27 protein-coding genes and 1 pseudogene are annotated in these 23,077 nt (G+C 71.6%); 12 read left to right on the top strand and 16 right to left on the bottom strand.

What is annotated here, in order from left to right; genetic code table 11:
• Positions 1-2 precede the first annotated feature (2 nt).
• Positions 3-926: an electron transfer flavoprotein subunit alpha/FixB family protein gene (locus GWK16_RS17675; RefSeq protein WP_211187507.1), complete on the top strand. Its 924-nt coding sequence runs from the start codon at positions 3-5 to the stop codon at positions 924-926.
• Between the two features lie 113 nt (positions 927-1,039).
• Positions 1,040-1,918 (top strand): 3-hydroxybutyryl-CoA dehydrogenase, encoded by an 879-nt coding sequence (locus tag GWK16_RS17670; protein WP_170055301.1) that lies wholly within the window; start codon positions 1,040-1,042, stop codon positions 1,916-1,918.
• A gap of 173 nt (positions 1,919-2,091) precedes the next feature.
• Here GWK16_RS17670 and GWK16_RS17665 read toward each other — a convergent pair whose 3' ends face one another.
• Positions 2,092-2,598 (bottom strand): DUF992 domain-containing protein, encoded by a 507-nt coding sequence (locus GWK16_RS17665; RefSeq protein ID WP_170055300.1) that lies wholly within the window; start codon positions 2,596-2,598, stop codon positions 2,092-2,094.
• A gap of 233 nt (positions 2,599-2,831) precedes the next feature.
• Between GWK16_RS17665 and GWK16_RS17660 the strand changes: the two genes are divergently transcribed.
• Complete coding sequence (locus GWK16_RS17660) at positions 2,832-3,731, top strand: NAD(P)-dependent oxidoreductase (RefSeq protein ID WP_170055299.1); 900 nt, start codon at positions 2,832-2,834, stop codon at positions 3,729-3,731.
• Positions 3,732-4,514, top strand: coding sequence for a potassium channel family protein (locus tag GWK16_RS17655; protein ID WP_170055298.1), 783 nt, complete (start codon positions 3,732-3,734; stop codon positions 4,512-4,514).
• Here the strand turns inward: GWK16_RS17655 and GWK16_RS17650 are convergent, their stop codons facing one another.
• Positions 4,515-5,300 carry a helix-turn-helix domain-containing protein gene (locus tag GWK16_RS17650; RefSeq protein ID WP_170055363.1) on the bottom strand — a complete coding sequence of 262 codons (786 nt, stop codon included), beginning with the start codon at positions 5,298-5,300 and terminating at the stop codon, positions 4,515-4,517.
• A gap of 118 nt (positions 5,301-5,418) precedes the next feature.
• Between GWK16_RS17650 and GWK16_RS17645 the strand changes: the two genes are divergently transcribed.
• Positions 5,419-5,823 carry a hypothetical protein gene (locus tag GWK16_RS17645; protein WP_211187506.1) on the top strand — a complete coding sequence of 135 codons (405 nt, stop codon included), beginning with the start codon at positions 5,419-5,421 and terminating at the stop codon, positions 5,821-5,823.
• Here GWK16_RS17645 and GWK16_RS17640 read toward each other — a convergent pair.
• Complete coding sequence (locus GWK16_RS17640) at positions 5,807-6,571, bottom strand: 3-ketoacyl-ACP reductase (RefSeq protein ID WP_168043267.1); 765 nt, start codon at positions 6,569-6,571, stop codon at positions 5,807-5,809. The two genes, GWK16_RS17645 and GWK16_RS17640, sit on opposite strands and share 17 nt — an antisense overlap.
• 249 nt (positions 6,572-6,820) lie before the next feature.
• On the opposite strand from GWK16_RS17640, the gene GWK16_RS17635 reads away from it, so the two are divergent.
• A complete protein-coding gene (locus GWK16_RS17635; RefSeq protein ID WP_170055297.1) occupies positions 6,821-7,546 on the top strand; it encodes an aspartate/glutamate racemase family protein in 726 nt (241 codons plus the stop codon).
• Here GWK16_RS17635 and GWK16_RS17630 read toward each other — a convergent pair.
• The 7 genes from GWK16_RS17630 to GWK16_RS17600 all read right to left on the bottom strand — a co-directional run bounded on the left by GWK16_RS17630 (position 7,534) and on the right by GWK16_RS17600 (position 13,492).
• The gene (locus GWK16_RS17630; protein WP_170055296.1) at positions 7,534-7,683 is read right to left on the bottom strand and encodes a peptide chain release factor 1; all 150 of its coding nucleotides are present in this window, start codon (positions 7,681-7,683) and stop codon (positions 7,534-7,536) included. The genes GWK16_RS17635 and GWK16_RS17630 overlap by 13 nt on opposite strands.
• Positions 7,684-7,775: 92 nt before the next feature.
• Entirely contained in the window at positions 7,776-8,699 is a 924-nt protein-coding gene (locus tag GWK16_RS17625; protein WP_170055295.1) for a S1C family serine protease, read from the bottom strand.
• 53 nt (positions 8,700-8,752) lie between these two features.
• The gene (locus GWK16_RS17620) at positions 8,753-9,655 is read right to left on the bottom strand and encodes a hydroxymethylglutaryl-CoA lyase (protein ID WP_170055294.1); all 903 of its coding nucleotides are present in this window, start codon (positions 9,653-9,655) and stop codon (positions 8,753-8,755) included.
• 64 nt (positions 9,656-9,719) lie between these two features.
• Complete coding sequence (locus tag GWK16_RS17615; protein ID WP_170055293.1) at positions 9,720-10,367, bottom strand: glutathione S-transferase family protein; 648 nt, start codon at positions 10,365-10,367, stop codon at positions 9,720-9,722.
• A 28-nt stretch (positions 10,368-10,395) separates the two neighbouring features.
• On the bottom strand, positions 10,396-11,733 hold the full coding sequence (locus tag GWK16_RS17610; protein ID WP_170055292.1) for a FliI/YscN family ATPase: 1,338 nt from the start codon (positions 11,731-11,733) through the stop codon (positions 10,396-10,398).
• A 43-nt stretch (positions 11,734-11,776) separates the two neighbouring features.
• Positions 11,777-12,703, bottom strand: a complete 927-nt coding sequence (locus GWK16_RS17605) for a BKACE family enzyme (RefSeq protein WP_170055291.1) — start codon at positions 12,701-12,703, stop codon at positions 11,777-11,779.
• Positions 12,704-12,754: 51 nt separating this feature from the next.
• Complete coding sequence (locus tag GWK16_RS17600) at positions 12,755-13,492, bottom strand: TlyA family RNA methyltransferase (RefSeq protein ID WP_170055290.1); 738 nt, start codon at positions 13,490-13,492, stop codon at positions 12,755-12,757.
• 122 nt (positions 13,493-13,614) lie between these two features.
• Between GWK16_RS17600 and GWK16_RS17595 the strand changes: the two genes are divergently transcribed.
• Positions 13,615-14,340: a class I SAM-dependent methyltransferase gene (locus tag GWK16_RS17595; protein ID WP_170055289.1), complete on the top strand. Its 726-nt coding sequence runs from the start codon at positions 13,615-13,617 to the stop codon at positions 14,338-14,340.
• On the opposite strand, the gene dxs is transcribed toward GWK16_RS17595, so the two are convergent.
• The 6 genes from dxs to GWK16_RS17565 all read right to left on the bottom strand — a co-directional run bounded on the left by dxs (position 14,341) and on the right by GWK16_RS17565 (position 19,964).
• On the bottom strand, positions 14,341-16,260 hold the full coding sequence (gene dxs / locus GWK16_RS17590) for a 1-deoxy-D-xylulose-5-phosphate synthase (RefSeq protein ID WP_170055288.1): 1,920 nt from the start codon (positions 16,258-16,260) through the stop codon (positions 14,341-14,343). It abuts the gene before it with no gap.
• Positions 16,260-17,183, bottom strand: a complete 924-nt coding sequence (locus GWK16_RS17585; protein WP_248291445.1) for a polyprenyl synthetase family protein — start codon at positions 17,181-17,183, stop codon at positions 16,260-16,262. The genes dxs and GWK16_RS17585 overlap by 1 nt, the downstream gene beginning before the upstream one ends.
• Positions 17,173-17,430: an exodeoxyribonuclease VII small subunit gene (locus tag GWK16_RS17580; RefSeq protein ID WP_170055287.1), complete on the bottom strand. Its 258-nt coding sequence runs from the start codon at positions 17,428-17,430 to the stop codon at positions 17,173-17,175. Before GWK16_RS17580 ends, GWK16_RS17585 begins: the two co-directional genes overlap by 11 nt.
• A 34-nt stretch (positions 17,431-17,464) precedes the next feature.
• Entirely contained in the window at positions 17,465-18,430 is a 966-nt protein-coding gene (locus tag GWK16_RS17575) for a Bug family tripartite tricarboxylate transporter substrate binding protein (protein WP_170055286.1), read from the bottom strand.
• 368 nt (positions 18,431-18,798) lie between these two features.
• Complete coding sequence (locus tag GWK16_RS17570; RefSeq protein WP_170055285.1) at positions 18,799-19,728, bottom strand: arginase family protein; 930 nt, start codon at positions 19,726-19,728, stop codon at positions 18,799-18,801.
• A complete protein-coding gene (locus tag GWK16_RS17565; RefSeq protein WP_170055284.1) occupies positions 19,725-19,964 on the bottom strand; it encodes a sulfurtransferase TusA family protein in 240 nt (79 codons plus the stop codon). Before GWK16_RS17565 ends, GWK16_RS17570 begins: the two co-directional genes overlap by 4 nt.
• Positions 19,965-20,044: 80 nt before the next feature.
• Between GWK16_RS17565 and GWK16_RS25895 the strand changes: the two are divergent.
• From GWK16_RS25895 to GWK16_RS17545, 5 genes and pseudogenes are all read left to right on the top strand, one after another.
• Positions 20,045-20,206: pseudogene (locus tag GWK16_RS25895) on the top strand (sodium/glutamate symporter); the annotation flags it as partial.
• 13 nt (positions 20,207-20,219) lie between these two features.
• The gene (locus GWK16_RS17560) at positions 20,220-20,378 is read left to right on the top strand and encodes a hypothetical protein (protein WP_170055100.1); all 159 of its coding nucleotides are present in this window, start codon (positions 20,220-20,222) and stop codon (positions 20,376-20,378) included.
• Positions 20,379-20,382: 4 nt separating this feature from the next.
• Positions 20,383-21,273: an ROK family protein gene (locus GWK16_RS17555; RefSeq protein WP_170055283.1), complete on the top strand. Its 891-nt coding sequence runs from the start codon at positions 20,383-20,385 to the stop codon at positions 21,271-21,273.
• Positions 21,270-21,665 (top strand): hypothetical protein, encoded by a 396-nt coding sequence (locus GWK16_RS17550; RefSeq protein ID WP_170055282.1) that lies wholly within the window; start codon positions 21,270-21,272, stop codon positions 21,663-21,665. The genes GWK16_RS17555 and GWK16_RS17550 overlap by 4 nt, the downstream gene beginning before the upstream one ends.
• Positions 21,646-22,914, top strand: a complete 1,269-nt coding sequence (locus GWK16_RS17545; protein ID WP_170055281.1) for a DNA polymerase IV — start codon at positions 21,646-21,648, stop codon at positions 22,912-22,914. Before GWK16_RS17550 ends, GWK16_RS17545 begins: the two co-directional genes overlap by 20 nt.
• Positions 22,915-23,077: the final 163 nt, after the last annotated feature.

The following is a 23,077-nucleotide window of genomic DNA, read 5'->3' as shown; positions in this document are numbered from 1 at the left end:
TCATGGCCGTCCTCGTTCTCGCCGACCACAAGGACGGCGCCGTCACCCAGCCCACGCGCAGCACGGTCGCCGCGGCGTCCAAGCTCGGGGAGGTGCATGTGCTCGTCGCCGGCCCCGGCGCCGCGGCCGGTGCGGCCGCCGCGGCGAAGCTGCCGGGTGTGACGAAGGTCCTGACCGGCGGCGACGGCCCCGTGCTGGCCGAACCGCTCGCCGCGCTGCTGGTCGCGCTCGCGCCGGGATATTCGCACCTGCTCGCCCCGGCCTCGGCCGCGGGCAAGAACGTGATGCCGCGCGTCGCAGCGCTGCTCGACGTGCAGATCCTGTCGGACATCGCCGGCGTGGTGGATGCCGACACCTTCGTCCGCCCGATCTATGCGGGCAACGCGATGGCGACGGTGAAGTCGTCGGATGCGAAGAAGGTCATCACGGTCCGTGCCGCATCCTTCGACCCGGTCCCGGCCGATGGCGGGTCCGCCGCGGTCGAGGCTGCCCCGGCCGCGGCCGATCCGGGTCTGTCCTCCTTCCTCGGCGCCGAGATCGTGAAGTCGGAGCGCCCGGAACTGACCGCCGCGCGCATCGTCATCTCGGGCGGCCGCGCGATGGCCAATTCGGAGAACTTCAAGATCCTCGAGGCGGTCGCCGACAAGCTCGGCGCCGCGGTGGGTGCATCCCGCGCCGCCGTCGATGCAGGCTATGCGCCGAACGACATGCAGGTCGGCCAGACCGGCAAGATCGTGGCGCCGGACCTCTACATCGCGGTCGGCATCTCGGGCGCGATCCAGCATCTGGCCGGCATGAAGGACAGCAAGGTCATCGTCGCCATCAACAAGGACGAGGAGGCGCCGATCTTCCAGGTCGCCGACTACGGCCTGGTGGCGGACCTGTTCAAGGCGGTCCCGGAGCTCGAGGCCGAGCTGTCCAAGTGACGTGAACGCGCCCCCGCGGCCTTGTTTGCGGAAACACAAAGAAGGTTGGGGGGCACGGGGGGAAGTTCGCTTCCCCCCGTTTTCTTTTTCGTACCCTGATCAGGAGGCCTGAGATGGCTGAAATCGCGAAGGTTGGTGTCATCGGTGCCGGCCTGATGGGCAACGGCATCGCCCATGTCTCGGCGCTGGCTGGGCTGCCGGTCGTGCTGATGGATGTGCAGCAGGCCGCCCTCGACAAGGCGATGGCCACCATGTCCGGCAACATGGACCGCCAGGTGAAGAAGGCGATCATCACGGCCGAGGACAAGGCCGCTGCGCTCGCCCGCATCACCACCACGACGACGAACGACGCCTTCGGCGACTGCGACATCGTCATCGAGGCCGCGACCGAGAACGAGGAGCTGAAGAAGAAGATCTACGCGGGTCTTCTGCCGAAGTTGAAGGCGGACGCCATCCTGGCGTCGAACACCTCCTCCATCCCGATCACGCGCCTCGCCGCCGCGACAGACCGGCCCGCGCGCTTCATCGGCATGCATTTCTTCAACCCCGTGCCGATGATGCAACTGGTGGAGATCATCCGCGGGCTGGCCACCGACGACGCGACCGCCGCGGCGGTCGAGGCGCTGGCGCGCAAGCTCGGCAAGACGCCGGTCGCCGCCGGGGACTGGCCCGGCTTCGTGGTGAACCGCGTGCTCTGCCCCATGCTGAACGAGGCGATCCAGGCCCTGATGGAAGGCGTGGGCGACGTCACCGCGATCGACGAGGGCATGAAGCTCGGCGCCAATCATCCGATGGGGCCGCTGCAGCTCGCCGACTTCGTCGGCCTCGACACGCTGCTGTCGGTGATGAAGGTGCTGCACGAGGGGCTGGGCGATCCGAAGTACCGCCCCTCCCCGCTGCTCGCGAAGTATGTCGAGGCCGGCTGGCTCGGCCGCAAGTCGGGCAAGGGCTTCTACGACTACGCGACCAACCCGCCGACGCCGACGCGCTGAGTGCGGGTTCCGGAATGCGCCTCGCGGCGCATTCCTAGGCCCGGCACCGGCCCGCACCCCCACCCGGCCACCCATTCCAGGATACTGACGTGGGTGGCCGGGTGGGGGTGCGGGCCGGTGCCGGGCTCACGCAAAGTCGTCGCATGGAGGGGCCCGAAGGCCCCTCCACGCGTTTACCGCGCCGCGGTGAGCGTCAGTTCCGCCACGCCGAGCGCGATGTTCAGGCCGGTATTGCCCTCGACGCTGAGCGGCTGCAGCGACACGCCGCGATTGCTGCCCCCGACCAGCAGGTTGGCGCCGGCGCCGACGCCCGCGGTGGCCCCCGCGGAGACACCCGCATAGCCGCCGGCCAGCGCGCCGCGGCCCACGTCGCCCGTCGAGGCCAGCACGCCCCAGAGCATGACCGCCGAACTGGTGTAGCCGACATCGACGCCGTAGCGCTTGATCTCGCCCGTGTACCGCTCCGCCGGGCCGCGCGTCGGCGTGTAGACGCAGGTCACCTCGCGTGTCGAACCGAAGACGAAGCTGTTCCCCGGCGCCACGTCGCACCGCAGCGTGCCGACGCGCACATGCCCGGTCTGCTGCGGCTGCGGCTGCTGCTGCTGGGTCTGCGCGATCGCGGGAACGGCGACGGCGAGGCCGAGCAGAGCGCCGATGGCGGCAATACGAGGGTGACGCATAGGAAGCTCCTTCAGAGGTGCCCGGGACCGCGCAGAGCGCCGGCGTCCCGTCAGGCGCACAACGGCCAGGGCCGCCCATGGTTTCCTCACGCCTGCGTGCGCTCGCCTTTGCCTTTGCGCGCCCCTCGGGCACTCTGTCCGCCAACCGCCCGGGGATGAAACGAGATGATCGCGCGCCGCCGCCGGCCAGGTCCCCACGGCCCTTTCGCACTCCAGACCGAGGCTGAACCGAGATGACCCCGATCCTGCCGCCGGCCCGCGTCGCCTTCATCGGCATGGGCGTCATGGGCGCTGCCATGGCGGCCAACATCATGAAGTCGGGCTTCGACCTTACCGTCAGCTCACGCAGCCGGTCCAAGGCCGAAGCCATGATCGCCGCCGGGGCCGAATGGGCGCCGACCGCCCAGGATGCGGCGGACGGCGCGGGCTGCGTCTGCCTCTGCGTGCCCGATACGCCGGACGTGGAAGCCGTGCTGTTCGGCGAGGAAGGCGTGATTCACGGCGCCGCGCCCGGCACCGTCGTGATCGACTTCTCGACCATCGCCGCCGCGGCGTCCGCGGAATTCGCGAAGCGCATGGCCGAACGCGGCATCACCCTGCTCGACAGCCCGGTCTCGGGCGGGCCCCAGGGGGCGATCGACGGCACGCTGACCTGCATGGTGGGCGGCGCGGATGCCGGTTTCTCGGCAGCGCGGGCGGTGTTCGACGCGGTGGGCAAGACCATCACGCTGCTCGGCCCTGCCGGGTCGGGCCAGATCTGCAAATCGGCCAACCAGCTGATGATCGTCGCGGCGATGCAGGCGGTGGCCGAAGCACTGACCATGGGCCGCAAGGCAGGCCTGGATCCGATGCTGATGCGCCAGGCGCTACTCGGCGGCTCGGCACGCTCCTTCGTGCTGGAGAACCACGCGAAGCGCATGCTCGACCGCAACTTCAAGCCGGGCTTCCGGGCCGAGCTCATGCGCAAGGACATCCGCCTCGCGCTCGGCGCGGTGCGGGACAACGGGGTCTTCGCCCCCTCCACGGCGCTGGCCGCGCAGATGATGGAAGCGGTGGTGAACTCCGGCCGCGGCGGGGATGATTGCGCCAGCCTCGGCGCACTTGTCGCCGAGCTTTCGGGGATGAAGGACTGAATGTCGCAGACGCCCTCCCGCCTCCGAGGGCGGCTGCACTACCTCTACTACGGCACGACGACGGATTGCCGCCGCTTCCGCTACGCCGTCCTCGTCTTCGATCTCTCGACCATGCTGTTCGTGGTCAGCACCTCCTTCATCGATCGTGCGACCTGGATCGGCGTCGTGGACGTGCTGATCGGGATCGTCCTCGCGGCCGAGTTCGTCGCGCGGCTCTACGGCAGCCGGCGGCCCCTGCGGGAGGCCTTCACCATCGCGACGGCGGCCGACCTGCTCGCCATCGCCTCCTTCCTCGCCCCGCTCGCGGGCGAGGGCTTCGGCTTCCTGCGGATCATGCGGACGCTGCGGCTGCTGCACTCCTACCGCATGCTCGGCATGCTGCGGCAGGACTTCCCCATGTTCCGCCGCAACGAGGAGGCGGTGCTGGCCGCGACGCATCTCTGCGTCTTCATCTTCGTCATGACGGCCGTGGTCTATGAGACGCAGCACGACGGCAACGCGCACATCGCGAACTACGCCGATGCGCTCTACTTCACCGTCACCGCGCTGACGACGACCGGCTTCGGCGACATCACGCTGGCCGGTACAGGCGGGCGGCTCCTCTCGGTCGTCATCATGATTGCCGGCGTGACGCTGTTCCTGCGCCTCGCGCAGGCGCTGTTCCGTCCGGCACGGGTGCGCTTCCCGTGCCCGACCTGCGGGCTGCAGCGCCACGACGCCGACGCGGTGCACTGCAAGGCCTGCGGCACGACGCTGAACATCCCCGATGACGGGCGCGACTGATCAATCCGCCACCATGGCCCGCAGCATCGCGGCACTCTCCCCATCCGCCGGGAAAAAGGTCTCCAGGGTCAGTTCGGCCAGCATGACCTCGGTCGCCGTGCCGAAGACGGTCGTGGTGCTGATCAGGGAGAGCTCGCCACCCGGCACGCGCAGGCGCAGCGGGGTGGCGATCAGCGCCCGGGCGCGATCCTCCCGCCCCGGTGGGGCGTCGGTCCCGGCGGGATAGCGGGCGATCTCGGCGATCAGCGCTTCCAGCCCCGCATCACCCGAGGCCTCCGCATCCCGCCGCAGCCGGTCCAGCACATGCGTCTTCCAGGCGCGCAGGTTGGCGATGCGCGACGCCAGCCCGTCGGGATGCAGGCTGAGGCGCAGCACGTTCACCGGCGGCGCGACCAGCGCCGGCGCGACGCCCGCCATCAGCCGCCCCGCCGTCGCATTCGCCGCCACCAGGTTCCAGTGACGGTCCACCGCCAGCGCCGGCCAGGGCGCATGCCCGTGGAGGACCAGGCGCACCGCCTCCATCGCCGGCGCGAGGGCCGGATCCTCGAGCCCGCGCTCGCCGAATTCCGGCGCATGGCCGGCGGCGACCAGCAGCGCGTTGCGCACGCGCAGCGGCACGGCGAGCCGTTCGGCCAGCCGCAGCACCATCTCCCGGCTCGGCCGCGAACGGCCGGACTCCACGAAGGAGAGATGGCGCTGCGAGACCTCGGCCTCGAGGGCCAGGTCCAATTGGCTGATACGCCGACGCTGGCGCCATTCCTTCAGCAGGGGTCCGAAATCCGTCATGGCGCCGATCCTACCCGCGCGGTGCGGCGCGGCGATGACCTGCGAGGTAATCGCTTCGCGCCCCGCCATCGGCGATCCCTCCCTCGGCCGCGATCCCGCGGCGACGAGGAGACACGCGATGACGACGGTTCCGATGACCCCCTTCCTGCGGCTGGCGCTGCGGCTCGACGCGGCGGTGAGCGGCGCCTGCGGCTTGCTGATGGCCGGCCTGCCCCGGCCGGTCGCGGCCCTGACCGGGCTGCCGGCGCCGCTGCTGCTCGGCGCCGGGCTGTTCCTGCTCGCCTATGGCGGGCTGCTCGCCTGGCTCGGCGCGCGGGCGGCGCTGCCGCGGCCGATGCTCTGGCTGCTCGTCGCGGGCAACCTGGCCTGGGCAGCGGAATGCGCGGCCCTGCCGCTGCTCGGCTGGGTGGCGCCGAACGGCTTGGGGATCGCCTTCCTCGCGGTCCAGGCGGTCGCGGTGGCGGCTTTCGCCGAGCTGTACCTGATCGCGCTCCGTCGCGCCGCGCTCAGAAGCGCGGCATGAGCATGCCGCCGTCGATGGGGAAGGAATGGCCAGTGGAATACGGCATGGCGCCGGCGGCCAGCGTCGCGATGGCGCGGCCGATATCCTCGGCCTCCCCCCATCGGCGGATCGGCGCGAGGCCGCCTTCGAGCAGCGCGCCGTAGCTGTCCCACACGCCCCGCGTCATGTCGGTGCGGATGACGCCGGGCTGGATGTCGTAGGTGTTGATGCCATGGTCCGCGAGGCGCAGCGCGAACAGCTTCGCGACCATCGTCACGCCGGCCTTGGACACGCAATACTCGGCCCGGTTCACCGAGGCCATGACGCTGTTCACCGAGGACACGTAGCACATCGACCGGTGCCCGCGCTTCGGCGCACCGTCGGCGATCATGCGCTTCGCCACGCCCTGGCTGAGGAAGAAGGTGCCGCGCGTGTTGACGTCGAGCAGCCGGTCCCAGGAGTCCGGCGTCGTCTCCAGCATGTCCTGGCGCTTGGCGACCTGCACGCCGGCGATGTTGGCCAGGCATTCGAGCCCGCCGAAGGCCGCCCAGGCCGCGTCGATCAGCGCGCCATGCGCCGCGACGTCCGACACGTCGGCCGGCACGAAGACGAAACGGCCGCCCGCAGCTTCGACCGCCGCGCGTGTCTCGGGCACGCCTTCCTCGACGATGTCGGCGCCGACGATGTCGAAGCCCTTCTCCGCGAGGGCGACGCAGGTGGCGCGGCCGATCCCGCGCCGCGCGCCGGTGACGAGGGCGGCTGGCTTCATCGATGCGACTCCGGTGCTGTGAGGCCGGGGCGATGACGGCGCCGGGGGCGCAGCGTGGCAACACGCTGATGCAGTTTCCTGACCCCTCAATGAAAGGCCCGCTCGCCTTGCGGCTGAGCGGGCCTGTCGCCGTTGATCGGCGCCGTTTTCCTGGACGTTGCCCCGAACTGGACATCGCAATCTGACAATGCATGGACATGTCAGGTCAACCCAGTTGGTGTGCGGTGCAACATGGGGCACAGTGGCGGAATGAAGATCCTCGTCGTGAACTCCAACATCACGCCTTCGGTCACCGACCGCATCGGCGCCGCCGCGCGGGCGGTGGCGAGTCCCGGCACGGATATCGAGGCGGTGACCGCGCCCTTCGGCCTGCCGCTGATCGTCACGCGCGCGGATTGGCTCGTCGCAGGACCGGCGACGCTCGCGGCGCTCCAGGCCCGGTGCGGCACCTATGATGCGGCGGTGATCGCCTGCTTCGGGGATCCGGGACTCGACGCGGCGAAGGAACTGATCGAAGTGCCCGTGCTCGGCATCAGCGAGGCCGCGTTTCATGCCGCCGCGATGCTCGGGCGGCGTTTCGGCGTCGTCTCCTTCACCGCCGCGCTGCGCCCGATGTTCGAGGAATGCCTCGCGCATCACGGCCTGACGGCGCGCTGCACCGGTTTCCGCATGGGCCCGGCCTTCGCGGGCGATCCGGGCAAGGTGGCGGAGGAGCGCCTCGAGCTCCTCGCCGGCCTCTGCGCCGAGAGCGTGGAGCAGGACGGGGCCGAGGCGGTCATCCTCGCCGGCGGGCCGCTCGCTGGCATCGCGCCGTTGCTGCAGCCCCGCGTGGCGGTGCCGCTGGTCGACGGCACCCAGGCGGCGGTGCGGTTGGCCGAGGCGATGGCCGGCCTGGTTCCGCGCAGCCCCCGGCCGCGGCGGCCGCGGACGCTGACCGGCTTCCCGCCGGAGGTCGCGTCCGCCTACGCCGGCTGAAGACCGCGCGGGGCCGTTGCGCGCAGCCTGATTTCCGCGAGCAGCGCCCAGACCCGATGGGGATCGAGGCGCACCTCCGGATCGTTCAGCAGCCGCTCCACTTCCGCCATCCGGCGATCAGTCTCGAGATCCGACATATCCCCACCATCGAGGTCTGCGACGGACGAGAACTCTCGCCAGGAAAAGCGACGGAAAGGTGGACGCGCAGGGGCAATCCCCGGGCGCGGCTTCAGCCGCGGCACAGGACCTGGAAGACGGCCGGGGCGACCGCGGCCGAAACTGCCCGCGCGCCGGTGCCGGCGGCGCTCGATCCGCGGGAGGGCATGACGCCCCGCTCGGCGAGGAAGCGCTCGACCTCGGCCGCCCGGATGGCGAAGTTCACCCCCTGCGGCAGGCTGCCTGTGGCACGCAGCACCGCGATGTCGTTCAGCCGCCCGACGGCAACGCCGAGCAGCAACCCGGCATCGTCGACCGCCGGCCCGCCGGAATTCCCCGGCTGCACCGCCGCATTCATCTGGAAGCGCGAGGCATCGCCCCCGGGCCCGGCCAGGCCGGTCACGATCCCGTTGGTCACGTTGAGGCCGGTGCCGAGCGCCTGCCCATAGGGAAAGCCGAAGACGAGGACCGTCTCGCCCAGTTCCACCGCGGCCTGCTGGCGGAAATGCACCACGGAGGGAAAGGAACGGCCGGTATCGATCAGCGCAAGGTCGCGGCGTTCGTCGGCGGCGACGACGCGCACCGAGCGCCCCTGATCATCGACCACCTGGCGGCAGCCATCGACCACATGGGCGTTGGTGACGGCGAGGCCGTTCGCCGAAACCGCAAAGGCGGACCCGGTGCCGATCGGCCGCCCGCGCCGGTTTGGCGGCGGCGCCGTTCCCTCCGCCTGGGCTGGGCCGGTCTGTTCGGGCTTGCCGGTGGCTCCGCCGGCCGCCGCCGGCGGGGGCGCAGCCGGCGCGCCATCGTCACCGACGCGGACCGCGCGCCCGTCCGGCAGGCGGATGTACCTGGCGACCGGCGCCTGGCCGCCGCCGTAATCCGTCACGATGGTCCCGTCCGGACCCTGGTCGGATGCCTGGGGTGCCGGACCCATCGGAGTCTCGGCGCAGGCCGCGGTGAGAAGGAGCAGGAAGAGCGGAGTGGCGCGACGCATCGTCCCCTTCACCTTGGGTCCCCGACCCGTCGGGGAAAGGGGCGGCAAGCGCCTCACGCCGCCTGCCGCGCCGCCGGGACCGCGCGCATCCGCCCGCCGGGCACCGCGCCCGGGATCGCCGCGGCCATGTCGGCAGCGACCAGCAGCCGGTTCCACTCCACGCCGGTCTTCACGCCCATGCGGCGGAACATCCAGACCACGTCCTCGGTCGCGACGTTGCCGGTGGCCCCCGGCGCGAAGGGGCAGCCGCCGATGCCGCCCGCCGCGCTGTCGAACACGCGGCAGCCGGCCTCCCAGGCCGCCATGACGTTGGCGACGCCCATCCCGTAGGTGTCATGGCCGTGGAAGGCGAAGCGCTTGCCCCAGGCGCGGATGGCGTGGCGGAAGACGCGCCCGACCTGGTCGGGGCTCGCATTGCCGGTCGTGTCGGCCAGCGCGATCTCCATGTCCGGGTCCAGGGCGACGATGCGCTCCACCCAGTCCAGCGCCTCGGCCTCCGGCACCACGCCGTCGAAGGGGCAGTGGAAGACGCAGGAGAGGTTGAACCGGATCAGCGTGCCCTTGGGCGTGTCCTGAACGAGCTTCGCGAGCTCGGCGAAGCTCTCCTCCCGCGTGCGGTTGAGGTTCGCCTTGTTGTGCCCCGCCGTGGCCGACATGAAGAAGCCGAGGCGATCGGCGCCATTCGCGATCGCCGTCTCGAAGCCGCGGCGGTTGGGCACCAGCACCGTCGATTCGAGGCCAGGCATCGTCTTGCAGGCTGCAAGCACCGCCTCGGTGCCGGCCATCTGCGGGATCGCCTTGGGCGAGACGAAGGACCCGACCTCCATGCGCCGGATCCCCGCGTCGTAGCAGGCGCGGATCAGGGCGATCTTGGCCTCGGTCGTCACCGGCGCGCCGGTGATCGACTGGATGCCGTCGCGCGGGGCGACCTCGCTGATGATGGCGGTTTCGGACATGGCTCCCTCCGCGAATTCCGTTTCCGTGTAGCCCCCGGGCGGGTCCGGGGGCAACGCGGGCCGGTCAGGCGTGGGGCGGCGTGCGCGGGCCTGGCAACAGGTCGTAGGGCGCCTGCCAGCCCGGCAGGGCGCGGATGCGCCCGATCCAGGCCGCGACCGCGGGATAGCGCGTGGCGACGTCGAGCGGCCATTCCGACTCCGGATAATGGACGTAGCCGCTCATGGACACGTCCGCGATGGTCGGCTGGTCGCCGGTGATGAAGGGCCGCGTCTCGAGCTGCCGGTCGGCGACCGCGAAGGCCGCGTCCACCCGCGCGCGGAAGAAGGCGACGACCGCCGGATCGGGGTCCTTCGCCCAGCCCAGCAGGAAGCGCCAGGTCGCGAGGTAGGAGGTGAACTTGTGGTTGTCGAAGAGGATCCAGCGCAGGATCTCCCGCGCCTCCTCCTTGCCCGCCGCGCCGAACTGCCCGGTGCGCTCCGCCAGGTGATGCAGGATCACGCCGGACTGGGTCAGCACCAGCCCGCCGTCCTCGAGCACCGGCACCTCGCCCATCACGGAATGGGCGCCGCGCCATTCCGCGGTGCGCGTCTGCCCGCCCTTGAAGTAGTCGACCCAGACGCCGCGCCAGGGCGTGCCGGTCAGGGCCAGCATCAGCGCCGCCTTGTAGCAGCCGCCGGATTCGGGGAAGCAGTGCAGGACCATCTCGCTCATGCCGGCCATCCTGGCGCAGCGCGACGCGTCAGGGCGAGTCCGGCATGGACATGGCAGAGGCGAGCGCGCTGAAGGCCTCGTCCGGATCGCTCGCCATGCCCTTGGGCTGGGCGAGGACGCGCTCGATCGCGGGGGCGAGGGCGACGGCCGCATCGGCCTCGCGGTCATGCCCAGGGCGATAGGCGCCGAGGCGCACCAGGTCGCGCAGCTCCGCCCAGGTCGCGAGGTGGCGGCGCGCCTCCGCGACCAGCGGGCGTTCATGCGCGTCCAGCACGCCGGGCGCGGTGCGACTCAGCGAGCGGAGGACGTCGACCGGCGGATAGCGCCCGGCCTCGGCGATGCGGCGGTCGAGCACGACATGGCCGTCGAGGATGCCGCGCACGGCGTCGGCCACCGGCTCGTCATGGTCGTCGCCCTCGACCAGCACGGTGAACAGCGCGGTGATGGCGCCGCCGCAACCCTCCGGCCCCGGTCCGGCGCGTTCGAGCAGACGCGGCAACTCGGTGAAGACCGAGGGCGGATATCCCCGCGTCGCGGGGGGTTCGCGTACGGCGAGACCGATCTCGCGCAGGGCGAGGGCGAAGCGCGTCACGCTGTCCATCAACAGCAGCACCTGGCGGCCCTGGTCGCGGAAATGCTCGGCGACGGTCATGGCGGCGTAGGCGGCCTCCCGCCGCACGGGCGCCGCGGTGTCGGAGGTGGCGCAGATGACGACGGACCGCGCGAGGCGCTCGGGACCGAGGTCGTCCTCGAGGAACTCGCGCAGTTCGCGTCCGCGTTCGCCGACCAGGGCGAAGACGATGACATCCGCCGCGACGCCGCCGGCGAGCATCGCCATCAGCGTCGATTTCCCCACGCCCGAGGCGGCGAACAACCCGAGCCGCTGCCCCTGGCGCACGGGCGTGAAGAGATCGAGCGCGCGCACCCCGAGCGCCATGCGCGGCCCGAGCCGGGCGCGGCCGCCGGCCTCCGGCGCGGGGGCGTGGGTGGGGCGTAGGCCCGCGCCCAGCGCAGGCGGCCGCCGCCCATCCATCGGCCGGCCCATTGGATCAAGTACGCGGCCGAGCCAGGCGTCCGAGACCGACAGCGCCGGCCGCGGTGCGAGCACCGCGCGCGCGCCGGCCGAAACTCCGTGCAGCGGACCGAGGGCGATGGCCTCGGCCATGCCGTCGCGGAAGGCGGCGATCTCGGCCAGCAGGGGGGCGGCGCGGGGCAGGTCGATGCGGACCCGGTCTCCGATCGCGGCCAGCGGGCCGAAGCCTGCCAGCGTTACGGTCAGGCCGCCAAGACCGGTGACGGTGCCCTGCACCGCCTCCCGCGGCACGAGCGCAAGTGCCGCGGCAGCGGCGGCGGGATCGGGGCGCATGGGCGCGACCCTGCCCCCGAGCCGGTTGGCGCCGCGTTAAGCCTCAGAAGCCGACCAGGTCGCCGCCCTTCAGCTTCAGCATCTCGCGGGCCTCGGCCGGCGTCGCGATCTCGAGGCTGAGCTCCTCGAGGATGCGACGGATCTTCGCCACCTGCTCGGCGTTGGACGTCGCGGCCTTGCCCTTGCCGATCCAGAGGCTGTCCTCCAGCCCGACGCGGACATTGCCGCCCATCATGCCGGCCATGGTCACGAAGGGCATCTGATGGCGACCGGCCGCCAGCACGGACCAGACATAGTCCTTGCCGAACAGCCGGTCGGCCGTCTCCTTCATGAACATCAGGTTCCGGTGCTCGGCGCCGATGCCGCCGAGGATGCCGAAGATCGTCTGCGTGAAGAGCGGCGGCTCCACCACCTTGCGGTCCAGCATGTGCGCGAGGTTGTAGAGGTGGCCGATGTCGTAGCACTCGAACTCGAAGCGCGTGCCGTGCGTCTTGCCCAGGCGCTCGACGATCTGCTCGATGTCCTGGAAGGTGTTGCGGAAGATGTAGTTGGTGGTGCCCTCGAGGTAGGGCCGCTCCCACTCGTACTTGAACTTCTTCACCCGCGCGGCGGACGGCGCGATGTTGAAGTTCATCGAGCCCATGTTGAGGCTGCACATCTCGGGCTTGGCAAGCAGCGGTGCGGCGAGGCGCTCATCCACCGTCATGCCGAGCCCGCCGCCGGTCGTGATGTTGATGACCGCGTCGGTGGACTGCTTGATGACCGGCAGGAACTGCATGAACACCGCCGGATCCGGCGTCGGACGGCCATCGTTCGGGTCGCGGGCGTGCAGGTGGATGATGGAGGCGCCGGCCTCGGCCGCCGCAATGGACTGCTCGGCGATCTCCTGCGGCGTGATCGGCAGGTGGTCGGACATCGAGGGCGTGTGGATCGCGCCCGTGACGGCGCAGGTGATGATGACCTTGGACATGGCAGGCTCCTCCGCAATGGCGGCGATCCTGCCGCGCGGGGCCGCCGCGCGCTAGTCGCGGATGGCGGCGATCAGGAATTCCCGGTTGCCCTCGGGGCCGGTGATCGGGCTGGGCTCGATGCCGAGGACGCGCCAGCCCGGCAGCGCTTCCCACCAGGTGCGGATGGTCGCGCAGACCTCCTCATGCACCGCGGGGTCCCGGACGACGCCGCCCTTGCCGACCTTGTCGGGCCCGGCCTCGAATTGCGGCTTGATCAGCGCGACCGCGAAGGCCCCAGGCACGGCGAGCGCAAGCGCCGCCGGCAGCACGGTGCGCAACCCGATGAAGGAGGCGTCGCAGACGACGACGCCGGGCGCCTCGGGCACCTGTTCCGCCGTGAGATGACGCGCATTGGTCCGTTCCAGCACCACCACGCGCGGATCGTTGCGCAGCTTCCAGTCGAGCTGCCCATGGCCGACATCGACGGCATAGACCTTCGCCGCGCCCTTCTGCAGCAGCACGTCGGTGAAGCCGCCGGTCGAGGCGCCGATGTCGAGCCCGATGCGCCCCGCCGGGTCCAGCCCGAAATGCGCCAGCGCATGGGCCAGCTTGATGCCGCCGCGGCTGACCCAGGGATGCTCCTGGCCGCGCACCTCGATCGGCGTGCCCTCGGGCAGCAGGTCGCCGGCCTTGGCGATGCGCTTCTCGCCGGAAAAGACCTTGCCGGCGAGGATCAGCGCCTGGGCCCGGGCGCGCGTCTCGACCAGGCCGCGTTCGACGAGAGCGATATCGGCGCGTTGTTTGGCCATGGCTTTCCCACCCTGCCCGGACGCCCTCACTGGGGCAATCCGGCCCTTGATTGCGGTGCGACAACGCGGCCTCTAGACTGGCTTGGCACGCGTTCTTTCGGCCGGGAAGGTTCTTGCACCGCATGGATCTGCTGGAACAGCGAATCCTTGGCGAAGACATCGATCGGCACTGGTACTACGTTTCCAAGCGCCGCGCCCTTCTCGCGATGATCGGGGATGCCGCACCGCGCAGGATACTCGATATCGGCGCCGGTTCGGGCTTCTTCTCGCGTGCGCTGCTGCGCGACACCCGGGCGCGGGAGGCGGTCTGCGTCGATCCAAACTACCCGGCCGAACACGACGAGACAGAGGCCGGCAAGCCGATCGCCTTCCGGCGGGCCGCACCGCCCGGCGAGGCGGACCTGATGCTGCTGATGGATGTCCTCGAGCACGTGGACGACGATGTCGGGCTGCTGCGATCCTATGTCGGCGACGCGACATCCGGCACCCGTGTCCTCATCACCGTTCCCGCCTTCCGCTTCCTCTGGAGCGGGCACGATGTCTTCCTGGGCCACCGGCGGCGCTACACCGTTGCCGCCATCGAGGACGTCGCGCGACGCGCCGGATTGTCGGTGGAGCGCGGCTGCTACTTCTTCGCCGCCATCTTCCCGATCGCCGCGGCGCTCCGGCTGCCGGCGGCCATCCGCCATGCCGTGACCGGCGCACAGCCCGGCCCGCGGTCGGAGATGCGCCGGCACGGCGCCGTCGGCAACGCCATCCTCGGCAGCCTCAGCACCGCGGAACTGCCGGTCTTCCGGCGCAACCGCCTGTTCGGCCTGACCGCCTTCGTCCTCGCCCGCGTGCCCTGATCAGGCCCTGGCCGGCAGGACCTTGTCCGCCTGGCCGAGCGCCGCCAGCGCCGTCGCCACGATGTGCGGCGCGTTCAGCCCCGCCTCGTCGTACTGCTTGCGCGGCGCATCGTGGTCGATGAAGCGGTCGGGCAGGCACATCGGCCGGATCTTCACCCCGCCATCGAGCAGCCCGCGCGTCGCCAGGTGGTGCATCACCAGCCCGCCGAAGCCCAGGATCGAGCCTTCCTCGATGGTGATCAGCACCTCGTGCTCACGCGCCAGACGTTCGACCAGCGCGGCGTCGAGCGGCTTGGCGAAGCGCGCATCGGCGACCGTGCAGGACAGCCCGTGCGCGGCGAGCTCATCCGCCGCCTTGATGCATTCCTGCAGCCGCGCGCCATAGGACAGGATCGCGATGGACGTTCCCTCGCGCAGCACGCGGCCGCGGCCGATCTCCAGCACGCTGCCACGCTTCGGGATCTCGAGGCCGAGCCCCTCCCCCCGCGGATAGCGGAAGGCGGACGGCCGGTCATCGATCACCGCCGCGGTCGCGACCATGTGCGCCAGCTCGACTTCGTCGGAGGCCGCCATCAGCACCATGTTCGGCAGACAGCCGAGATAGGCGATGTCAAAGGCCCCCGCATGCGTCGCGCCGTCCGCGCCGACGAGGCCCGCGCGATCCATCGCGAGGCGCACCGGCAGCGACTGCAGCGCGACGTCGTGCATCACCTGGTCGTAGGCGCGCTGCAGGAAGGTCGAGTAGATCGCGCAGAAGGGCTTCATGCCTTCGGTCGCCATGCCGGCGGCGAAGGTGACGGCGTGCTGCTCGGCGATGCCGACATCGAAGCAGCGCCGGGGGAACTTCTTCGCGAAGGCGTCCATCCCAGTACCCGACGGCATGGCGGCGTTGATCGCGACGATGCGATCGTCGGCCTCGGCCTCGGCGATCAGGGCGTTGGCGAAGACCTTGGTATAGGAGGGCGGGCCGGGCGGCGCCTTGGCCTGCTCGCCCGTCACGACATTGAACTTCACCACGCCGTGGTACTTGTCGGCCGAGGCTTCCGCCGGCGCGTAGCCCTTGCCCTTCTGCGTCACGACGTGCAGCAAGATGGGGCCGGCATGGTCGGTGTCGCGCAGGTTGCGCAGCACCGGCAGCAGGTGATCCAGGCTGTGCCCATCCACCGGGCCGACATAGTAGAAGCCCAGTTCCTCGAACAGCGTACCGCCCGTCAGAAGGCCGCGCGCATATTCGTCGGCGCGCCGCGCGGCGCGTTCCAGCGGCGCCGGGAAGCGCCGCGCCACGCGCGCCATCAGCTCCCGCAGGTTCAGGAAGGGACGCGAGGAGATCAGCCGCGACAGATAGGCCGACATCGCGCCGACCGGCGGCGCGATCGACATGTCGTTGTCGTTGAGGACGACGATCAGGTTCGCCTTCGACGCGCCGGCATTGTTCATGGCCTCATAGGCCATGCCCGCGCTCATCGCGCCGTCGCCGATCACGGCGACGACGTTGCGGTCGTCGCCCTTGAGGTCGCGGGCCACGGCCATGCCGAGGCCGGCCGAGATCGAGGTCGAGGAATGCGCCGCGCCGAAGGGGTCGTATTCGCTCTCGCTGCGCCGCGTGAAGCCGGACAGACCGCCGCCCTGGCGCAGGGTGCGGATGCGGTCGCGCCGCCCGGTCAGGATCTTGTGCGGATAGGCCTGGTGGCCGACGTCCCAGATCAGCCGATCCTTGGGCGTATCGAACACGGCGTGGATCGCGACGGTGAGCTCCACCACGCCGAGCGAGGCGCCGAGATGCCCCCCGGTGCTCGAAACCGCGTCGATCGTCTCCGCGCGCAGCTCCTCGGCCAGGCGCTTCAGCTGGTCGGCCGAGAAGTTGCGCAGGTCCGCAGGGACCGTCACGCGATCCAGCAGGGGTGTGGCCGGGCGGGTCATCAGCTCCTCCGCGCGATCGCGTAACGGGCGAGCGCCCGCAATAGATCGGCACGCTCCCCCAAGGCGTCCAGATGTCCGGCTGCCTGGGCCGCCAGACGTTCCGCCTGCGCCTGGGCCCGCGGGATGCCGAGCAGCCCGACCAGCGTCGCCTTGCCGGCCGCGGCGTCCTTGCCGGTCCGCTTGCCCGTCTCCTCCGCCGAGGCCGTGGCATCGAGCAGGTCGTCGGCGATCTGGAAGGCGGCGCCGACATCGCGCCCATAGGCCGCGAAGGCGTGGCGCAGCTGGGGCGGCGCCTTGCCCAGGATCGCTCCCGCCTCGGCGGCGAATTCGATCAGCTTGCCGGTCTTGAGTAGCTGCAGCCGGCCGATCTCGGCTTCCTCGAGCGGCTCGCCCGCTTCCTCGGCCAGCATGTCGAGCATCTGCCCGCCGCACATGCCGCGCGGGCCCGCCGCGCGGGCGAGGCCGCGGCAGAGTTCGGCCCGCACGCCCGGATCGGCATGGGTGTCCGCCTCGGACAGCACATAGAAGGCATTGGCCTGCAGCGCGTCGCCGGCGAGCACTGCGGTCGCCTCGTCGAAGGCCTTGTGGACGGTCGGCTTGCCGCGGCGCAGCTCGTCGTCGTCCATGCAGGGCAGGTCGTCATGCACCAGCGAATAGGCGTGCAGCATCTCGATCGCGGCGGCCGTGCGCAACGCCGCATCGCGCGCCACGCCGAACTGGCGGGCCCCTTCCAGCACCATGAAGCCGCGCAGCCGCTTGCCGCCACCGATCGTGGCATAGCGCATCGCCTCGAACAGCTTCGCTTCGGGCCCGTCGGGCGGCGGGATCAGCACCTCGAGCGCCTGGTCGATCTCAGCCGCGGCCTCGGCCATGGCGACGCGCAGCGCGTCCTCGGCCGGCGCGTCCGTCGCGCTATTCGACATCGCGCAGCGCGGGGCCGACCGGCCCTTCCACGATCGCCTGCACCTTCTGCTCCGCCTCGGCGAGCTTGCGCTCGCAATGCGCGCGGAGCGCAGCGCCGCGCTGATAGGCGGCGACCGAGGCCTCGAGTGCCCCCTGCCCGCTCTCCAGCGCCTTCACGATGCCTTCGAGTTCGGCCAGCGCCTGCTCGAAGGTCAGTGTCTCGATGTCGGAGGGCGTCTCACCCTCCGCCGTGCGTGTCCTGACCATGCGAGGCCATCCTACCAGCCCTGGCGGGCCGGGGCTATTCGGGCTCGATGCCGGCCTGGCGGATGGCGTTGGTCCACTTCACCGTTTCGGCACGGACGAAGGCGACGGCCTCGGCCGGGGTGGAGGGCCGGATGTCCATGCCGAAGGTGCCGAGGCGCTGGCGGACCTCCGCGGTGCCGAGCGAGGTCACCACGGCGGTGTTCAGCTTCGCCACCCGGTCCGCCGGCGTGGCGGCCGGCACGAACAGCGCGAACCAGGCGATCACCTCGTAGTCCGGCAGGCTGCCGGCCTCGCGCACCGTCGGGATCTCCGGCACCGCGCCCGAACGCTGGCCCGAGGTGACCGCGAGGATACGCAGCGCGCCCGCCTGGGCCTGCGGCAGGATCACCGCCTGGTCGGCGATGAACAGGTCGACGCGTCCCGACAGCACGTCCTGCACTGCGAGCGGCGAGGACCGATACGGCACGTGCAGCATCTTGATGCCGGCCATCGCCGCCAGCGATTCGGTCGCGACGCGCTGGGAGGAGGAGGCGGAGGCGAAGGTGATGCCCTCGGGCCGCGCCTTGGCCGCGGCGATCAGGTCGGCGAGCGTCCGGTAGGGGCTGTCCGCCTTCACCGCGACCAGCAGCGGAACGGTCGCGATGGTGGAGACGGGGATGAAGCCGTTCTCCATGTCGAACGGGACGCGGCGGAACAGGGCGTTGGCCGCGGCGTTGGTCGAATTGGTGCCGATCAGCACCGTGTTGCCGTCCGGGGCGGCACGGGCGACGGCCTCGGCGCCGATCAGGCCGTTGGCGCCGGCGCGGTTCTCGACCACCACGGGCTGGCCGAGGGCAGGGCGCATCCCTTCGGCGACCACGCGCGCGACGGTGTCGGTGGCCGAACCGGGGGCGAAGGGAACGATGGCGCGGACCGGCTGGTCCGGCCAGGCCTGGGCACCGGCGGCAGCGGGCAGCAGGGCGGCGGCCGGCATGGCGGCCAGCAAGGCGCGGCGGTTCATGGCATCTCCTTCCCGGAACGCGGCGGGCAGATAGGCCCGGGGGTCGGGACAGGGCAAGGGGCTGGCCTATATCGAAGGCGTCCGACGCGCCCAGAGCCTGTCATCCGACCGCTTCGCATGCCGCCGGAGCCACCCCCGGCGCTGCCACCCCAGCGCGAGAAGCACCAGCGCGCCGCCAGGGTTCAGCCAGGATTCGAGGGCTGTCGCCTCATGCCGGCCGAAGAACACGGCGCCATCCGCCGGCAAGGGCGTCGTCCCGGAGATCTCTCAGACACCCCGGAACGGCCACTCCTCCCGGTAAAGCCATGCGCCGGGTACATCCGGATGTCGCCGGAAGCGCCTGAGCAGCCCGTCGCTCTCCCAGGGGTTCAAGCCCGCATCAGCGCCCGCACATGCGCCGCGACCGACCGGCCCAAAGCATCGAGGTCGTATCCGCCCTCCAGCACCGACACGACCCGCCCCTGGCATTGCCGGTCCGCCATGCCGCACAGCGCCTCGGTCAGCCAGGCGAAGTCGGCTTCCCGCACGCGCAACTGCGCGAGCGGATCGGCCGCATGCGCGTCGAATCCTGCGGAGATGATGAGAAGATCCGGCGCGAAGGCGTCGAGCGCGGGGATGATCCGGTCCGCCCAGGCATCGCGAAACGCGGCGCCATCGGCCCCCGGCGGCAACGTGACGTTGAGGATGTTGCCCACCCCGGTTTCGCTCACGTCGCCGGTGCCCGGATAGAGCGGCCATTGGTGGCTCGACGCGTAGAACAGCGAGGGATCGGTCTCGAAGCAGGCCTGGGTGCCGTTGCCGTGATGGACGTCGAAATCCACCACCGCAACGCGCTTCGCGCCGTGCGCCGCCTGGGCGTGACGCGCCGCGACGGCGGCATTGGCGAACAGGCAGAAGCCCATCGGCCGAGCCGGTTCGCAATGGTGGCCCGGCGGACGGGTGGCGCAGAAGGCGCGACGGAACTCCCCCTTCATCACCGCATCCACCGCGGCGATCGCCGCACCCGCGGATCGCAGCGCAGCCTCCGCGCTGCCCCAGGACATGATGGTGTCGCCGTCGAGCGGCACATGCTCGTCCGGCTCCGGCCGGATGGCGAGGATCGCGTCCACGTAGTTCTGCGGATGCACGCGCGTCAGTTGCTCGACCGTGGCGAGCGGCGCCTGGTCGCGGATCAGGTCGGCGAACTCCCCGGCATCGAGCGCCTTGAGCACGTAGCGCAGGCGGTCCGGACATTCCGGATGATGCGGACCAGGATCGTGATGCAGGCAGGCGCGGTGGGTCAGCAGCAGGACGCTCACGCGGGCGGGTCCTCCCGCTTGCGGATGACGAAGCGATAGGCGCCGGCCTCCTCCCCGAAGGCGACCAGGGCATGCCCCGTCTCCTTGCAGAAGGCGCGGAAGTCGGCGACCGAGGCCGGGTCGGTGGCGAGCACCGTCAGCCGCGTGCCGGCCGGCAGTCCGCGCAGTGCCTTGTTGGCCTTGAGCACCGGCAAGGGGCAGGTGAGGCCCTTCACGTCGAGCAGCGTCTCTCCCATGCGCGCGATTGCACCACCCGGCGCCGCCCGGGGCAAGCACGGCGCGCGAGGGTTCCGCGCGCCTCGACGACCGGTGCACAATGGCAATGGAGGGACTGCCGATGACGCTCGATTCGACGGGAACGCTGGCGCTTGCGGCGGCGATCCTGCTGGCGGGGCGGTTCCTCAATGCCGGGATCGCGCCGCTCGCGCGCTACAACATCCCGCAGCCGATCTCGGGCGGCCTCGCCTTCGCGCTGCTGGCGACGGGGCTGCATGCCGGAGGAGGTCCCGCAGGCACTGGCCGGCGGCCGGATCGCCGCGGCGATCGGCGGCCCGGCGGCGCTGATGATCCGGCGCGCCACGGCGCGCGGTCCGCGCCCCTTGCCCTTCCACCCCGCCGCCCTGAGGTTCTACGGGAACAGCGGGGAGTAGTACGATGCGCTTCGGTATCGACCTGGGCGGAACGAAGATCGAGATCGTGGCCCTCGACCGGGACGGGCGGGTGCGGCTGCGCCAACGGTGCCCGACGCCCGGCAGCTACGCCGCGACCGTCGAGGCGATCGCCGCCCTGGTCGCAGAGGCCGAGCGCGAGACCGGATCGCGCGGGACGATCGGCGTCGGTATCCCCGGCAGCCTCAGCCCGGCGACGGGCCTGGTGCGCAACGCCAATACCCAGGCGCTGAACGGACAGCCGCTCGACAAGGACCTCGGCGCGGCGATCGGGCGGGAGGTGCGCGTGACCAACGACGCCAACTGCCTGGCCATGAGCGAGGCCGCGGACGGCGCCGGCGCCGGCTATCGCACCGTCTTCGCCGTCATCATCGGCACGGGCTGCGGCGGCGGCATCGTCGCCTCGGGCCGCATCCTGGACGGACCGAACGGCACCGCCGGCGAATGGGGCCATACGCCCCTGCCCTGGATGACGCCGGCGGAATTCCCCGGGCCGCGCTGCTGGTGCGGCCGGCATGGCTGCCTCGAGACCTTCCTCGCCGGCCCCGGCCTCGCGGCGGATTGCGACGGGCCCGGGTCGCGCGACGCGGGATCGATCCCCGCCCGCGCCGCCGCGGGGGAGGCCAAGGCGGCGGCCGCCCTCGCCCGGCACACCGACCGGCTGGCGCGTGCGCTCGGCATGCTCGCCAACATCCTCGACCCGGATGTCATCGTGCTCGGTGGCGGCCTGTCGAACATGCAGCACATCTATGCCGAGGTGCCGCCGCTGATGGCGCGGCATGTCTTCGGCGACGTGGCGCGCACGCCGATCGTCCAGGCAAGGCACGGGGATTCCTCGGGCGTCTTCGGCGCGGCGCGATTGTGGGACGCGGGATGACCGCGGCCCGCGCCGGCGTTCTCTATGGCGGGCTCGCCTTTGCGGCGGGCGCTGTGCTGGGGCCGCTGCGCGAACTGGTCCTGGCGCCGCGCATCGGCGGCGCGGCCGCCGCGATGGCCGAGGCCGCCGCGATGGCCGGGCTGCTGTGGCTGGCCGCGCGGCGCATGGTGGCAGGCATCGACGCGGCCCGCGGCCGCGCGGTGGTCGCGGGCCTCGGGCTGGTCGTCGTTCTGGCGCTCGAGTCGCTGCTCGCCCTCGCCTTGGACATGAGCGGCCTCGCCGCCACCCGCGCGCCCCGGGGCCTCGCCGAACAGGGCATCGGCATCGCGCTGCTCGCCTGGCTCTTCGCCCTGCCCTTCCTGGTGCGTCGCCGTGCCGTCGCTCTGCCGTGACTGCCTGCGCCATGCGGCGCAGCCCTTCGGCCGCTGCCCGGCCTGCGGGTCGCGACGCACGGTCACGCATCCCGACCTGTTCCACCTGACCGTCGCGCATGTCGATTGCGACGCCTTCTATGCGAGCGTCGAGAAGCGCGACCGGCCGGACCTGCTGACGAAGCCGGTCATCGTCGGCGGCGGCAAGCGCGGCGTGGTCGCCGCGGCCTGCTACCTGGCGCGCACGCGCGGCGTGCGGTCCGCCATGCCCATGTTCAAGGCGCTGGCCGCCTGCCCGGACGCCGTGGTGATCAAGCCGGAGATGGCGAAGTACGTGCGCGAGGGTCGGCGCATCCGCGCGCTGATGGAAGCGCTGACGCCCCTCGTGCAGCCGCTGTCGATCGACGAGGCGGTGCTCGACCTGACGGGCACGGAAGCGCTGCACGGCGCGCCGCCGGCCGTCGTGCTCGCCCGCTTCGCCCGGCAGGTGGAGAAGGAGGTCGGCGTCACCGTCTCGATCGGCCTCGCGGCCAACCGGCTGATGGCGAAGCTCGCGGCCGAGCGCGACAAGCCGCGCGGCTTCGCGGTGATCGGCGCCGGGGAGGCCGCGGGCTGGCTCGCGCCGCAGCCGGTCTCGCTGCTGCCCGGCATCGGCCCGGCCATGGCGAAGCGCCTGCAGGCCGCCGGGTTCAGCACCCTTGGCCAGCTCGCCGCCCTGTCGCCGCGCGAGGCGATGCAGCGCTTCGGGGAGGACGGGCCCTCCCTCGCCGCCCGGGCACGCGGGGAGGACGAGCGCCGCGTGATCCCCGACCGCGAGACCAAGTCGATCAGCGCCGAGACGACCTTCGAGGCCGACATCGCGGCGCGCGCGGCCCTCGAGGCGCCGCTGTGGCGGATGTGCGAGAAGCTGGCGCGGCGGCTGAAGGAGAAGGACCTCGCCGCCGCGGGCGTCACGCTGAAGCTGAAGACCGCCGCCTTCGCCACGCGCACCCGGGCGGCGCGGCTGCCGCAGCCCACGCGCCTGCCGGACGTGCTGTTCGCCGCCGCGCAACCGCTGCTGGCCCGGGAGGCCGACGGCACGGCCTTCCGCCTGATCGGAATCGGTGCCCAGCCCCTGGTGCAGGCGGCGGAGGCGGATCGCGGCGACCTCGCGGACCCCGAGGCGCCGAAGCGCGCCGCGCGCTGGGCGGCGGTGGAGGCGCTGCGCGCCCGTTTCGGGGATGACGCAGTAGTGAAGGGCCGGGGCCTTAAAATGGGGCGCCGGGAATAGCGTCGGCGCTGCATCCGCGCGAAGGAAGCTATAACCATAACGCCGATACACTTCGTCGCGCGGCCCGGTGGGGCCGCCGACCCCCGAGATCAGGACGCTTCGCCCTGTCGCCTGCCGCACGCTCCCGATGCCGCCATCGGCTTCTCGCCCTCGGTCTCGTCGC

Origin of the sequence: Neoroseomonas marina, assembly GCF_012927745.1 — a bacterium.
Lineage (GTDB): Bacteria > Pseudomonadota > Alphaproteobacteria > Acetobacterales > Acetobacteraceae > Neoroseomonas > Neoroseomonas marina.
The sequence above is the reverse complement of the archived record's forward strand: the minus strand, read 5'-3'. Positions and strand labels throughout refer to the sequence as shown.

What these genes read in the sequence shown, in the direction of transcription:
- GWK16_RS17650 (WP_170055363.1), bottom strand. Translation starts at nt 5,300, where the DNA reads ATGACGGATTTCGGACCCCTGCTGAAGGAATGGCGCCAGCGTCGGCGT.
- GWK16_RS17595 (WP_170055289.1), top strand. Translation starts at nt 13,615, where the DNA reads ATGGATCTGCTGGAACAGCGAATCCTTGGCGAAGACATCGATCGGCAC.
- GWK16_RS17575 (WP_170055286.1), bottom strand. Translation starts at nt 18,430, where the DNA reads ATGAACCGCCGCGCCTTGCTGGCCGCCATGCCGGCCGCCGCCCTGCTG.
- GWK16_RS17580 (WP_170055287.1), bottom strand. Translation starts at nt 17,430, where the DNA reads ATGGTCAGGACACGCACGGCGGAGGGTGAGACGCCCTCCGACATCGAG.
- dxs (WP_170055288.1), bottom strand. Translation starts at nt 16,260, where the DNA reads ATGACCCGCCCGGCCACACCCCTGCTGGATCGCGTGACGGTCCCTGCG.
- GWK16_RS17605 (WP_170055291.1), bottom strand. Translation starts at nt 12,703, where the DNA reads ATGTCCAAGGTCATCATCACCTGCGCCGTCACGGGCGCGATCCACACG.
- GWK16_RS17600 (WP_170055290.1), bottom strand. Translation starts at nt 13,492, where the DNA reads ATGGCCAAACAACGCGCCGATATCGCTCTCGTCGAACGCGGCCTGGTC.
- GWK16_RS17585 (WP_248291445.1), bottom strand. Translation starts at nt 17,183, where the DNA reads ATGTCGAATAGCGCGACGGACGCGCCGGCCGAGGACGCGCTGCGCGTC.
- GWK16_RS17615 (WP_170055293.1), bottom strand. Translation starts at nt 10,367, where the DNA reads ATGAGCGAGATGGTCCTGCACTGCTTCCCCGAATCCGGCGGCTGCTAC.
- GWK16_RS17675 (WP_211187507.1), top strand. Translation starts at nt 3, where the DNA reads ATGGCCGTCCTCGTTCTCGCCGACCACAAGGACGGCGCCGTCACCCAG.
- GWK16_RS17565 (WP_170055284.1), bottom strand. Translation starts at nt 19,964, where the DNA reads ATGGGAGAGACGCTGCTCGACGTGAAGGGCCTCACCTGCCCCTTGCCG.
- GWK16_RS17630 (WP_170055296.1), bottom strand. Translation starts at nt 7,683, where the DNA reads ATGTCGGATCTCGAGACTGATCGCCGGATGGCGGAAGTGGAGCGGCTG.
- GWK16_RS17640 (WP_168043267.1), bottom strand. Translation starts at nt 6,571, where the DNA reads ATGAAGCCAGCCGCCCTCGTCACCGGCGCGCGGCGCGGGATCGGCCGC.
- GWK16_RS17655 (WP_170055298.1), top strand. Translation starts at nt 3,732, where the DNA reads ATGTCGCAGACGCCCTCCCGCCTCCGAGGGCGGCTGCACTACCTCTAC.
- GWK16_RS17610 (WP_170055292.1), bottom strand. Translation starts at nt 11,733, where the DNA reads ATGCGCCCCGATCCCGCCGCCGCTGCCGCGGCACTTGCGCTCGTGCCG.
- GWK16_RS17645 (WP_211187506.1), top strand. Translation starts at nt 5,419, where the DNA reads ATGACGACGGTTCCGATGACCCCCTTCCTGCGGCTGGCGCTGCGGCTC.
- GWK16_RS17670 (WP_170055301.1), top strand. Translation starts at nt 1,040, where the DNA reads ATGGCTGAAATCGCGAAGGTTGGTGTCATCGGTGCCGGCCTGATGGGC.
- GWK16_RS17625 (WP_170055295.1), bottom strand. Translation starts at nt 8,699, where the DNA reads ATGCGTCGCGCCACTCCGCTCTTCCTGCTCCTTCTCACCGCGGCCTGC.
- GWK16_RS17660 (WP_170055299.1), top strand. Translation starts at nt 2,832, where the DNA reads ATGACCCCGATCCTGCCGCCGGCCCGCGTCGCCTTCATCGGCATGGGC.
- GWK16_RS17620 (WP_170055294.1), bottom strand. Translation starts at nt 9,655, where the DNA reads ATGTCCGAAACCGCCATCATCAGCGAGGTCGCCCCGCGCGACGGCATC.
- GWK16_RS17550 (WP_170055282.1), top strand. Translation starts at nt 21,270, where the DNA reads ATGACCGCGGCCCGCGCCGGCGTTCTCTATGGCGGGCTCGCCTTTGCG.
- GWK16_RS17560 (WP_170055100.1), top strand. Translation starts at nt 20,220, where the DNA reads ATGCCGGAGGAGGTCCCGCAGGCACTGGCCGGCGGCCGGATCGCCGCG.
- GWK16_RS17555 (WP_170055283.1), top strand. Translation starts at nt 20,383, where the DNA reads ATGCGCTTCGGTATCGACCTGGGCGGAACGAAGATCGAGATCGTGGCC.
- GWK16_RS17665 (WP_170055300.1), bottom strand. Translation starts at nt 2,598, where the DNA reads ATGCGTCACCCTCGTATTGCCGCCATCGGCGCTCTGCTCGGCCTCGCC.
- GWK16_RS17635 (WP_170055297.1), top strand. Translation starts at nt 6,821, where the DNA reads ATGAAGATCCTCGTCGTGAACTCCAACATCACGCCTTCGGTCACCGAC.